Annotated in this window: 11 protein-coding genes; 4 read left to right on the top strand and 7 right to left on the bottom strand. The window is 68.0% G+C overall.

Features of this window, described 5'->3' with window-relative positions; translation table 11 throughout:
• Positions 1–391: 391 nt before the first annotated feature.
• Positions 392–838, bottom strand: a complete 447-nt coding sequence (locus QMK34_RS48130) for a helix-turn-helix domain-containing protein (RefSeq protein ID WP_442785310.1) — start codon at positions 836–838, stop codon at positions 392–394.
• Positions 839–1,286: 448 nt separating this feature from the next.
• On the opposite strand from QMK34_RS48130, the gene QMK34_RS37875 reads away from it, so the two are divergent.
• On the top strand, positions 1,287–2,534 hold the full coding sequence (locus tag QMK34_RS37875; RefSeq protein WP_326419586.1) for an MFS transporter: 1,248 nt from the start codon (positions 1,287–1,289) through the stop codon (positions 2,532–2,534).
• A gap of 468 nt (positions 2,535–3,002) precedes the next feature.
• On the top strand, positions 3,003–4,409 hold the full coding sequence (locus QMK34_RS37880; protein WP_326419587.1) for a GGDEF domain-containing protein: 1,407 nt from the start codon (positions 3,003–3,005) through the stop codon (positions 4,407–4,409).
• 206 nt (positions 4,410–4,615) lie between these two features.
• Here the strand turns inward: QMK34_RS37880 and QMK34_RS37885 are convergent, their stop codons facing one another.
• From QMK34_RS37885 to QMK34_RS37905, 5 genes are all read right to left on the bottom strand, one after another.
• Positions 4,616–6,103: an ATP-dependent DNA helicase gene (locus tag QMK34_RS37885; RefSeq protein ID WP_326419588.1), complete on the bottom strand. Its 1,488-nt coding sequence runs from the start codon at positions 6,101–6,103 to the stop codon at positions 4,616–4,618.
• An 8-nt stretch (positions 6,104–6,111) separates the two neighbouring features.
• Positions 6,112–6,861 carry a helix-hairpin-helix domain-containing protein gene (locus QMK34_RS37890; protein WP_326419589.1) on the bottom strand — a complete coding sequence of 250 codons (750 nt, stop codon included), beginning with the start codon at positions 6,859–6,861 and terminating at the stop codon, positions 6,112–6,114.
• A 387-nt stretch (positions 6,862–7,248) separates the two neighbouring features.
• Positions 7,249–7,674: a hypothetical protein gene (locus tag QMK34_RS37895; protein ID WP_326419590.1), complete on the bottom strand. Its 426-nt coding sequence runs from the start codon at positions 7,672–7,674 to the stop codon at positions 7,249–7,251.
• A gap of 741 nt (positions 7,675–8,415) precedes the next feature.
• Positions 8,416–8,757, bottom strand: a complete 342-nt coding sequence (locus tag QMK34_RS37900; protein WP_326419591.1) for an RNA polymerase sigma factor — start codon at positions 8,755–8,757, stop codon at positions 8,416–8,418.
• Between the two features lie 133 nt (positions 8,758–8,890).
• On the bottom strand, positions 8,891–9,142 hold the full coding sequence (locus tag QMK34_RS37905) for a hypothetical protein (protein WP_326419592.1): 252 nt from the start codon (positions 9,140–9,142) through the stop codon (positions 8,891–8,893).
• Between the two features lie 801 nt (positions 9,143–9,943).
• On the opposite strand from QMK34_RS37905, the gene QMK34_RS37910 reads away from it, so the two are divergent.
• Positions 9,944–10,327, top strand: coding sequence for a helix-turn-helix domain-containing protein (locus tag QMK34_RS37910; protein ID WP_326419593.1), 384 nt, complete (start codon positions 9,944–9,946; stop codon positions 10,325–10,327).
• 138 nt (positions 10,328–10,465) lie between these two features.
• On the opposite strand, the gene QMK34_RS37915 is transcribed toward QMK34_RS37910, so the two are convergent.
• On the bottom strand, positions 10,466–11,071 hold the full coding sequence (locus tag QMK34_RS37915) for an HSP18 transcriptional regulator (RefSeq protein WP_326419594.1): 606 nt from the start codon (positions 11,069–11,071) through the stop codon (positions 10,466–10,468).
• Positions 11,072–11,174: 103 nt separating this feature from the next.
• Here QMK34_RS37915 and QMK34_RS37920 point away from each other — a divergent pair, with 103 nt between their 5' ends.
• Positions 11,175–11,615 carry an Hsp20/alpha crystallin family protein gene (locus QMK34_RS37920; protein ID WP_326419596.1) on the top strand — a complete coding sequence of 147 codons (441 nt, stop codon included), beginning with the start codon at positions 11,175–11,177 and terminating at the stop codon, positions 11,613–11,615.
• The last annotated feature ends 75 nt before the right edge of the window (positions 11,616–11,690 follow it).

The raw sequence follows: 11,690 nt of genomic DNA on the forward strand, positions 1-11,690 counted from the left end.
GTCAGCGTATCGGCGACGCTGAGGCCCCATGTCCACTATGCGGCCCAGACCAGGTTGCGGTAGATTTCCAGCTCCGTCCGGCGGGCGATGTGAACCACGATGGCCATGCAGGCTCCTGTCATGTCACGTGCTTTTGGGTGAAGGAGCACGTCGTCCTGTCGGCCAGAATCTCGGATTTCCCTTCGCACGGGCATCGAGCATGACAAGGCGATGGTGGCGGTCCAGACCGCCGAGGGTGGTTACGTTCGTGCCAGGGCCACCAGCTAGTACTACAGGGCTAGCTCCAATGCCGTTGAGGCGCCCCGAAGCGTCCGGACAGTGGATCAACTAAGATTCACTTCCGGAAGCTTCGGGGTGGGTCAACCCGGAAACCAACGGGTCGCGGGCCTCGTCAGGATGGCACGGGGCGCGGCGACGGCGACTTGCGGTGTCCCCCGCCCCTGGACCGCATCGCAGCTCCGGACTCCGCCAGCACTCGGTGAATGAAGCCGTAGAAACGGCCAGCGCTCTCGGCCAGCACACGGATACTGGTCCTTTCTCGTGCTGCCGCTTCAGCGCATCGGCCATCGCCACTCGAGTCGCACCGGTGATCCACTGCCCTTTGCCGAAACCGGTCGGCTTCGCGGTGCAAGAATCTTCGGAGTACGTGCCGTCTGCCGCACGCACATGTAAGGACACCATGGTTCGCCTCTTCCCACCCCTCGTGCTGATAGATGTCGATCAGCACCCCATCCAGCGACGATACCCACACGAGTGGCCGAGCCCAAGGCAATAACCGACGATCAAGATCACACTCCCCCTGGCCGAGACGAAACCCCTCCAGGTTCAGGAACCACATCCTGCGCGCGCATCTACATGCAGACGACTTCGGTCATCCGCGTCGCCGCCCGATCGAGCGATGGCTGATACCGGCCTGTGGGACTGTCTCGGTCGGACGAAGACCTTACCGACGGTGCCAGTGTTGGGCACGAACACGATGTCGAGCATCGCGTGACCCCCGTTACCCTTCGCGCACTGACCGACCACCTCGACAACCGGAAAGGCCATCAGCTAGCCGATAGTGAAGCGAGAGTCGGCATATGTCGCGCGGGCGGCGCTGCTGCTGTCGTGGATGCTGCTGAGCAGAAGTTCTGGGGTGCGTCCTACCGACCTGCGGCGCAGTCGTCCCAGGCTTCGCCCGCGTAACGGCGTGAGCACCTTGTCCACGTCGGAGCCAGCGACCAGGTCGTGACGAGTTGACCATTCGCGGCTTACAGTCTGGACTCTATCGCTGGTGGGGAGGACAGATGGTGGGGTCGGGGGTGGGAACGACCGGGGTGTTCGGGCAGGCGCAGTTCCGGATTCTGTGGGCCGCTGCGGTGACCTCGATCGTCGGTGATCAGCTGGCCAGGGTCGCGTTGTCGCTGCTGGTGTTCGCCAGGACCGGCTCGGCCGCGGCGACCGCCGGGACATACGCGCTGACGACGATTCCGGCGCTGGTGTCCGGCGTGTTGCTGTCGGGGCTGGCGGATCGATGGCCGCGCCGCTCAGTCATGGTGACCGCGGACGCGGTGCGGGCAGTCCTCGTCGCTGCCATGGCGATTCCCGATGTCCCGCTCGGCGTGCTGGCCGGTCTGCTGGTGCTGGTGCAGCTGGCTGAGGCGCCGTTCGCCGCGGCGCAAGGCGCTGTGCTGCCGGACATGCTCGACGGCCGCTACGAGGCCGGGCAGACAGTCATGCTCATCACGCACCAGACGTGCCTGGTCGGTGGGTTCGCCGGCGGTGGCCTGCTCGCAACCTGGTTAGGTCCGAACGTCGCGCTCGCCGTGGACGCCGCGACGTTCGTCGTGTCCGGGGCGCTGCTACGAGCGGGGATCGGCCGGTATCCCGTCGAGGCCGTCGCCGCCGCGGTACGGCTGCGAGTCGAGCTCGTCGGATGGCTGGTGCGGGTGGGCCGGGGCGCCGGGCTGGTAGCGCGCGACCGGCGGCTGCGGACGCTGATGAGCCTGGGCTGGCTCGCGACATTCACCGTCGTACCTGAAGGCCTGGCGGTGGTGTTCGCGACGCAGGCCGGGTTGGGCACCGGGTGGGTTGGTGTGCTGCTGGCCGCCGAACCGGCCGGTGCGGTGGCTGGGGCGGTCCTGCTTCGGCTGGTGCCGCGAACAGTCCGGCTGCGGCTGCTCGGTGTGCTCGCGGTGGGAACGTCACTGCCGCTGCTGGGCTATGCCACAGCGCCGGGCGTCGCGGGAGCGCTGGTGCTGCTGGTCGTCTCCGGGCTCTGCTCGGCCTATCAGGTGAGCGCCGCGTCGACGTTCGTGCAACTGGTCCCCGCCGACCGACGCGGCCAGGCGCTGGGGTTCGCGCGGGCCGGGCTGATCGCCGGGCAAGGTATCGGGGTCGCCGCCGGAGGCGTCATCGCCCAAGCCTGCGGGTCGGCCACGATCGCGATCGCACTCGCCGGTGTCGCTGGCACCGCTCTCGCCCTCGCCGCAGCCACCGGCTGGGCACGCCTCGCCCCCGCCCAGATCGCGAACGCACTACCCGTCGAACGCTAGGCCCGCGGCCGAGGCGAGCCGGTCGTTCTCCGACGCCGGCAACCCGCACTGATCATGGGTGTCCCGTCACCGGGGCGAGGACGGGTGGGTATCCCGGCGGCCGCGCCGCCTGGCGCGGGCGCCGGGTCCACTCGCCAACCTCGATCGGCTGGGGCCGCTCGAGGCTGTGGTCTCGTTCACGGGCATGTTACCGCCAGATCTTGTCGCGCCAGATCTTGTCGCGCATCGGGAGTCACCTCCGTTCCGCAGTCTCGACGCCGGGCTGTGGTTCGCGGGTCACCAGATCTTGTCGCGCATCTCGCACCTCCTCGCCCCACCACTGCGGGCCGAAACGCACCCCGGTATGCGAGCGGGCCCACGGGTAATGGTGGCGGGTCAGCGCACGGGCGTCTCGTCAGCGCAATGGCGGCTGCCCTTTGCGCAGGTCACGACGTACGGTGAGTGGGTACGCGGATGCGGAGAGAGACAATGGGGCGGCTTGTGGACGGCGGCGACAGTACGAGACCCAGCTGGCTTCCGTGGACCTGGTCGCTGTGGCACCTCCCTACACGGCCGCTGATCTACGTCCTGGGCATCGAGACCGCCGCGCTCGCCGCGGTCCTGCTCCTCGCCAGCCCGACACCGGCCTCGAGCTGGGCCACGGCGGGTCTGCTGGTCGCGTGCGCCGCGCTGCACCTGCATGCCTCGCACGCCATCGAACGGATCCGCCGCGACCGCTCCCACCTCCCCCACGTCGACCTCTGCTCGGTGTGGACGATCTCCGGCGCGCTCGTGCTGCCCACACTGGCCGAGGTCGCGCTCATCCTCGCGATCTACGCCCACCGCTGGCTGCTGGTCGGACGGTTCGACCAGCAACGCCCGCCCTACCGGGCCGCCTTCACCGTCGCGATGATGACGCTCGCCGCGCTGGCCGCCTCCACCGTCACCACCAGCACCGGGCTGCGCGACCACCTGCTCGCCGCCACACTGGGCTGGGCCGACGTCGCCGCGCTGGTCGCCGCGATCGCCGGGCACTGGCTCGTCAACTCCGCCATCGTCGCCGGGATCCTGCTGCTCACCGCCGACCTCACCCGTCGCCGCGACGCGCTCGGCAGCACCGCCGACAACCTCCTCGAAGTAGCCCAGCTCGTGCTCGGCGGTTTCGTCGCGTTCGCCGCAGCCGCGTGGCCGGAAGTGACCCTGCTGATGGTGGTGCCGCTGCACCTGGTCCACCAAAGCGTCCTGCTCCACCAGTACAAACTCGCCGCGCGCACCGACAGCCGCACCGGTCTGCTCAACGCCGTCGCCTGGCAAGACACCGCCCACGCCGCGCTTCAGCACGCCCGCCACGGGCGCACCCCAGTCTCAGTGATGCTGCTCGACCTGGACTTTTTCAAGCGCATCAACGACACCCACGGCCACCAGGTCGGCGACGACGTCCTCACCCGCGTCGCCACGGTCCTGACCGACACCGTCCGGCGCGACGACGCCATCGGCCGCTACGGCGGGGAAGAATTCGCGGTCCTGCAGCCTGGTGTCGGCCCAGCCGACGCCGCCGGCATCGCCGAACGCATCCGCGCCGGCATCGCCGACCTCGACATCCGCGACGACCACGGTCACCCTGTTCGGCTCACCGCCACCATTGGCGTAGCGACCTGGCCAGACACCGCGGAGCCCACCATTGAAGGGATGCTGCGCTCAGCCGACGCCGCGCTCTACGCAGGAAAGCACGCGGGGCGCAACCAAGTACGCGCAGCGGGGACACCTGCGTGGTCAGCGACTCGTGAGCCATCGACCAACGACGACGAGCGTCGACCTCCTCACGGAATTTCACCGTTCGACAAGCGCCCGGCGTCGACGCCGAGGCGGTCCCGATCCGCGGGACCGCACACCTAGACCGCTGCGTCCCGGCTCGACGCGATCGTCGTGTGCCCGCAGCACCCCGCGCTCACGATGACGCACAGTCGCGACAGCCAGACCCGTGGCCGTCAAGACGGCCCCGACGACAGATCCGGATCGTTCCCGTATAGCCCGCGCGTTGCGTTGTTGCCAGCATCGTTGTCCGCGCGGATCGGGTGTACCGGCACAGCACCACAGCTGACTCAGAACGCGGACAGTTGGGCGTCGGTGTCTGTGGGTGGTTCGGGTGTGGGTTCGTGGTCGGCGGGGTCGCTGAAGCGGGTGGTGAGTCTGGTGTTGCGTGGCTCGGCGCTGTTGCGGATCGCGCGGCGGAGCGCGTCGTGCGAGCCGACGATGACGACCATCGTCTTCGCGCGGGTGATGGCGGTGTAGAGCAGGTTGCGCTGCAACAGGAACGGTCCGGCCGCGGAGCTGAGCGCGATGACGACGTAGGCGTATTCGCTGCCTTGCGACCGGTGCACGGTGATGGCGTAGGCGTGGGCCAGTTCGTCGAGTTCGTCGAAGCCGTAGATCACCGCCTCCCCGTCGTCGAGGGTCACCGTGACTGTCCGGTCGTCGACGTCGACCGAGGTGACGGTGCCCGCGGAGCCATTGAACACGCCTGCGGTGCCCTTGTCGTAGTTGTTGCGCGCGGGCATCACCTTGTCCCCCGGCCGGAACGCGCGGTCGTCGCTCCAGTGCTGCGCCTCCCCCGCGGTGTGGGGGTTGAGCTGGTCCTGGATCAGCCGTCCGACGTTGAGCGCGCCGGTGTCGCGGGCCCGGCCGGGGCAGAGCACCTGCACGTCGCGGGGGTCGAGTCCGTAGGCGGCGGGCAGGCGCCGGGTCGCGACGTCCACGACGATGCCGGGGATGTTGGCCGGGTCGGTGACAGGCACGAGCCAGAACTCGCCGCCGATGGTGGGCATCTGGCCGCGGCGGACCGCGTCGGCGCCGGTGCTGATGCTGCTGCCCGGTCCCTGCCGGTAGACCCGCTCCAGCCGGACGTGCGCGATGTCGGGGACAGCGAGCAGATCACGCAGCACACATCCTGAGCCGATGCTGGGCTGCTGGTCGATGTCGCCGACCAGCAGCAGGTGCGCGCCCTCGGGGATCTTGGCGACAAGTTCGTCGGCCAGGCGCACATCCAGCATGGACGCCTCGTCGACGACGACGAGGTCGGCCTGCAGCGGGTCGGTGTCGTCGAACAAGGTCACCACCGCGTCGGTGCCGGGCTTGGGCCGCACCGGGCGATGGATGGTCGTCGCGGGGAGCCCGGTCAGCTCCACCAGCCGTTTCGCGGCGCGCCCGGTGGGCGCGGACAGGGTGACCTTCCCGCCGCAGCGGACGACGGTCTCAGCGATGGTCCGCAGGGTGAAACTCTTTCCGCAGCCGGGCCCGCCCGTCAGGATCGACACCCGCTCGCTCAGCGCCATCCGCACGGCGTCGCGTTGCCGGGAGTCCAGTTCACGCCCGTCGCCCGACACCGGCGGGTCGACGATGAACCGCGCGGCGGCCGGGCGGGTGGCGAGCCGCGACGGTGCGTGCAGCAAGCGCCACAGGTCGTTGGCGAGGGTGGTCTCGGCGCGGTGCAGCCGGGCGGGGAACGCCACCGGGTCCGGACCGTGTTCGGGAGCGTGTTCGAGGATGACTTTCCGTTTGCGGCGCAACTGGTGCAACGCGACCCGGAGCAACTCGGGTCCTAAGCGACGAGCGCGGTGGCCGCCCGCAGGAGCGCCGGCACGGACAGGAAGCAATGCCCGGCTTTGCTCTGCGCCTCATCGAGCACGTGCAATAAGGCCGCCTTCATCCGGTCCGGGCTCTGCATCGGGATCCCGACGGCGAGGGCGATCTTGTCGGCGTTGAGGAACCCGATGCCGTGCACCTCCTCCACCAGCCGGTACGGCGCGGTCCGCACGACGTCCTGGGTGTCGGCGCCGAGGCGTTTGTGGATCTTCACCGCCAACGACGGTGACACCCCCACCCCCTGCAGGAAGATCATCACCTCCCGCAGCGCGCGGTGCTCGGCCCACCCGGCGACGATCGTGGCCAACCGCCCCTCGCCGATCAGGTGCACCCCCAGCAGTTCCCGCGGCCGGTGTTCGATGACCTCGAGGGTGGCCTCGGCGAAATGCCCCACGATCGCGTCAGCGAGCTTACGGCCGATACCTGCGACCAGGCCTGACCCGAGATAGGCCTTGATCGCGTGCACCGTCGCGGGCAGCACCCGTTCGCACTCGACGACCCGCACGGTGTCGCGGACAGTCGAACGCCGGTCGTGGTGGCCGCTCACACGGATCGTCTCCCCCGGCTGCAATCCTCGCAGCACCGTGCCCGCGACTTTCACCTCCTCCTCGGCACTTGGCGCGACCACCGCCACGGTGTAGCCGTCGACACCGACATGCACCAGCCGCCGCACGACACCCTCGACCGTGCGGATGTCATCAGGCATGGCGACCTACCCGAGACAGTGAAGCGCCGCGGGGCGCGCATTCCTGCATCAGACCAGCCTAGCTTCGCCCGACCGTGCAACAGAAACCGCGACGCGCCCGGTCAGCCCAGGCCATGGCGGCACAGTGACCCGGTCACATAGGTATGTCCCGTAGGTGAGGCGTGTCCGCTCGCCAATCCTGCTGTCGTAGCCGATTCGTACGCGGTTCTCAACCACGCTACCGGCTCCGATCTGAACCCTTCATGGACCACGACCTGTTTTCCGACAAGGCAGTGCGGCCCCACAGCGAACGGCTTGCCGTCCCCCGTGCGCAAGCGCAGTGACATCTGCCTGCTTCCACTTGGGGGTGGCATACGACACGGCCGGAGCGTGCTCGGTGCGTCAGCCTTACGCTGCCGGGGTTGCGGGCACGCAGGCCTTGATGACGGCTGCGTCAGCGTCGGCTGCGGTTTTGACGGCTGCGGCAGTCTCGGTGGCGGTGCCGGTTTCGGCACCGATGGCGGTCTTCAGGACCGCCATGGCCGCGGTGACGTCGCCGGGAGGCACGGAGATGAACGCCTTGGCGAGGGTCTGGAAACTCGCCGCTACCGCTTGGGCCTTTTCGACGTTGGCGGCTGCCTTCGCGGTTGCCACGACGATGGCCGCCTGGGCAGCCAAGGCGGCAGCTGAGCAGGCGGGGACACTGGTGGGCGCGCGACCCGTTGACACCGAACTCATCGCGGGTGTGCCGGTGGTGGCATACGCCGCAACTGTGCCGCCGGCAAGCAGCGCACTGGCGGCAAAGGTCGCAACGGCGATGCGGTAAATTTTCATGAGGGAATCCCTGTCCTGAGAAAGGTGAACCCGACACGCCCGACAGAACAGTCGAACCGTGGAATCCACATTGGCGAGAGCTAATTTTGCTCCCACTAGAAAGCAGAGCACTAAATGCGCCGGTCCGCAATCACCCATAATAACCGGCGAGTGCTCGTGATCCGGCAGGTCGGGGTTCCTGCTCGGGGTTTAGGTCGCCGAATTGACGTTTGCCGAGTTCCTGTTCTTCGCCGCTGCAAGAGCATCTGACCTGCTCCTTTGATGCTAGTCCCAGCAGACTCGATTTGCAGTAATTCGGCGTGCCTGGTTCGACGATGAGCCACAATCCTCGCAAAAATCATCGTGCCTTGGCTGCCAACTGGCACGTCGAACCACCCATCCGAGTGCGGCCGGTCGATTTTTTGAGCCCAAAAATTATCAGGGCTATCCGAATCATGGCAGCAATCTGATGGTGTCCATTCACGGGGATGACTGGTGTTGAGGTTGCTGCTGGTTCGGGGAGCCAGCGCCCGAATCGGGTCAGCGCCGCGGCGAAGATCGGTACCAGCTCGTCGGGCAGGTGGCAGTCGCGTACCGGGCCACAGGAGCTGCCGGGATCGGGGCGGGCGGTGAAGAAAGTAGCGCCGAGTAGCGGCCTCGGTGTTCGGGATCGCCTTCCAAGAAGACCGCGGCAGCGGCCACAGTCAAGATCCGGCTGGCGTGGTTGAGCGTGTCAAGGCCGGTGTTCTCACGCAACTGCGGTTAGCGGGTGTTCGTCTCATGACACACCTGCACTGTCACCGTCGTGATCCACGATCGGAACCCGGTCGGTATCCGGCCACAGCGTTCGAGGTTGTGCCAGGCGCGCACAAACACCTCCACCACGACCTCGTCCGCCGCGGTGCCCGCCGGGAAAGTCCGGCGCGCGAGTTGGTATACCGGTCGCAAGTGACGCAGCACCAGGCTCTCGAACGCCGCCACATCGCCGGCCCGGACCCGTGCCACCAACACACCGTCCACCCACAGCGCGCCGCCGGGCCTCCACGCGTCCCAGTGGTCAGCGTTCGGCGGCAGCGCGACGTGGTGCCGCAGTGACCCGATCATGCCCGGTTCCTTCCTTCGTCGCCGGGAACTCGAGTTCCCGCGCCGGTGGATGTCTCATCAGCATGGAACAGGTCCTGCGGCCCGCGCGAGCCGCGCCAGTGCAGCTCACCCGGTGGAGTGACCGGTCTGGGTGTCAGGTGCCCAGGCGTGCGTAGAGGCGTCCGGCGAGGGTGGCGGCCAGCTGGTTCAACGCGGCGGTCGGGTCGAGCTGGGCGTATTGGCCGAGCAGTTCGGCCGCCGTGTAGGCCTCTTCCGCCGACAACACCGCCAGCGGCGGTTGCGTCGTGCCCCGCTCGAGCAGCTCGGCGAGCCGCTGGGCGTAGTCGCGGTGGTCGGGCACCCCGGCAAGGCCGAACGGATCCTGGGGCACGGCCTTGTCGCTCATAGGAGGAACCTCTCTCGTCGTCTCAGTCGTCATCGTCGTCAGCCAGGCCGTCACCGTATCGGGTGACGCAGTAAATCTATGGCGGCGGGGATAGACATTCGATCGTGGGTGTGTGTAGTGTTCTGCTCATACCGAGAGAGACAACGTCAAGCAGGCGCGGGAGATGATGTAACTACCCGCGAGGTGAGACATCACGGTCAGGCAGGACGAAGCCACTCAACGGACAGGTTTCGACTGGTGACCGAAGCAACATCTCGGGACCAGGCAGTGAAGACGCAGTAGAGAGATGGTCCCGGCGCAGTAGTGCAGGACGTAGGCGGCGCGGAGTGTGCCTGGCCTGCGCAAGTGTTGTACCGCAGCACAAAGCGAAGTCAGTGGTTGTTGCAAGGTCAGATGGTGCAGGACGGTCAGGTGGCCGGAACCGATCACGGTCGGGGTTTCGGGCAGTGACCAGCGGCGTGACGCGTGCTGGGACCGATCAGTGGAAGGGTCTCAGCCGGTGACGGTCGCAGCAGTGGACGTGATACACGGTAAGGAAACACCGGAAAAAGAAAGGGAAGCGTCTCATCATTGGATCGCCCGCAGCGGCCGGGTAGTTGCGCCGCGCGGGTACCGCAGTCCCATCAGATTGGAAGGTGGTTCCCGGTTACGAACAAGCGATCTCCGCACCGTCGGCCTCTCGGTCTGGCGATGTGGATACAGGAAGCCGACGTGCACGTCGGTTGACAATGGTGAAACCCAACCCTCGGGACCCCGGGCGCCGCACACGGCACCCGGGGTCCCTTGTGATGTGGAGGTGCAATGAGTCCTGACCAACGCGAGACCCCCGCCCCCGGTTCGGGTGGGGCCGACAAGTTCGACGATGACCAGTACCCCGCCTACATGGGCCGGGCCGCCGAGATGCTCGGCGCCACGCAAGGATTTCTGCGTAGCCTCGACGAAGGCGGGTTTCTCACACCGCAACGCTCCGCCGGCGGGCACCGCCGCTACTCCCGCCGCCAACTGCGCCTCGCCGCGCGGGTGCGGGAACTGGTGGATCACGGCACCGGCCTCGACGCCGCCTGCCGCATCATCACCCTCGAAGACCAACTCCACGCCTCCGAACGCCGCAACACACCACTACACTCAGCCGACGCCGACCCGCAGGCCACCGACTCACCGAGTGCGAGCCAGTCCGCCCAGTAGCGCAGGGACTGGTCTCTCTGTCCCGCACCTGGGCACCACCGCACGACTCACACGGCGCTCAGCCTCTCTACGCTGCTCGGCGGCCAGCTGGTCCCGTGTTGACCGAGTCACCGCTACGACCTCCTGGGCGACGGTGGGTCACGTCGCGGGGTTGCGGCGGTGGGTGGCGTCGCGGCGGACCTGCTCGGTGTGTTCGGTGATGGCACCGACTTGGTGGGCGAGGTGGCTGTGCCGGTCGCCGAGGTGGGGCTGGGTCGCGGCGAGGGGGCGCAGAAGCTCGGCGGGGTCGTCGTTGCCGAGGGCGTCACCGAGCTGGCTGACGCGTTTCTGTGCCGCGGTGCCGAGGTTTTCCAGGGCGCTGACCTGTCCGGCCAGTGCCCGCAGCACCACGGTGTGCTCCCGGGCCCAGTCGGCCACGGCGCGGTCTGCGGCCCGGCGGGCTCGTTGGGCGTCGACGCGGGCTTCACCGGTGCTCTCGCCGGTGGTAGACGGTTGCAGGCGCAGGTAGCGGCGTTCGGCGGCTTGCCTGCTGGCCACGCCGAGCGCGGGCGCGAGTGCGGCCCAGCTGACGCCGGCGGCGCGGGCGGCGGTGATCAGCTCCGGCTCCCAGCCCGACAGCTCCTCACGCAGGGACCGCAACGCGCTCAACGCGGCCAGCAACCCGTCCTCGTCGTGTGTCCCGTCGCGGGCGGCGAGCACCGAAACCAGCACGTCCCGGAGGGCATCGAGCGGGTCCGCATCCATCTTCGTCATCCTTCCGACGACCCAGCACTTGTCATCGTTTCGATGACATGTTAGAACAGTGGTGCGTGTTGACGCCAGAGAAGACAACATTGGAGGTGGAACCATGTTGATGCGCACCGACCCGTTCCGCGACCTCGACCGGCTCACCCAGCAACTGCTCGGCACACCCACCGGCACCTGGTCCAAACCCACAGCGATGCCGATGGACGCCTACCGCGCCGGCGACGAGTTCGTGGTCTGCTTCGACCTGCCCGGGGTGGATCCTGCGGCGATCGACCTCGACGTCGAACGCAATGTGCTCACCGTCAAAGCCGAACGCCGTCCGGTGTCCCCCGGTGACGACGTCGCGATGCAGGTCGCCGAACGTACGCTGGGCGTGTTCTCCCGCCAGCTGTTCCTCGGCGACACCCTCGACACCGAGCACATCCACGCCGACTACGACGCGGGTGTCCTGACCCTGCGCATCCCGATCGCGGAGAAAGCCAAACCGCGCCGCATCACGGTCTCCGCCACCGGCGAAGACCGCACGGAAATCCGGGCCTGACCTCCCGCCTCACGACCGAGGTGAGCGCCATGACCACCACCGAGGTACCGGTCGCGGTGGAACTGCTGCTCGTGC

The sequence above is a fragment of the Amycolatopsis sp. H20-H5 genome, assembly GCF_035828755.1.
GTDB lineage: Bacteria > Actinomycetota > Actinomycetes > Mycobacteriales > Pseudonocardiaceae > Amycolatopsis.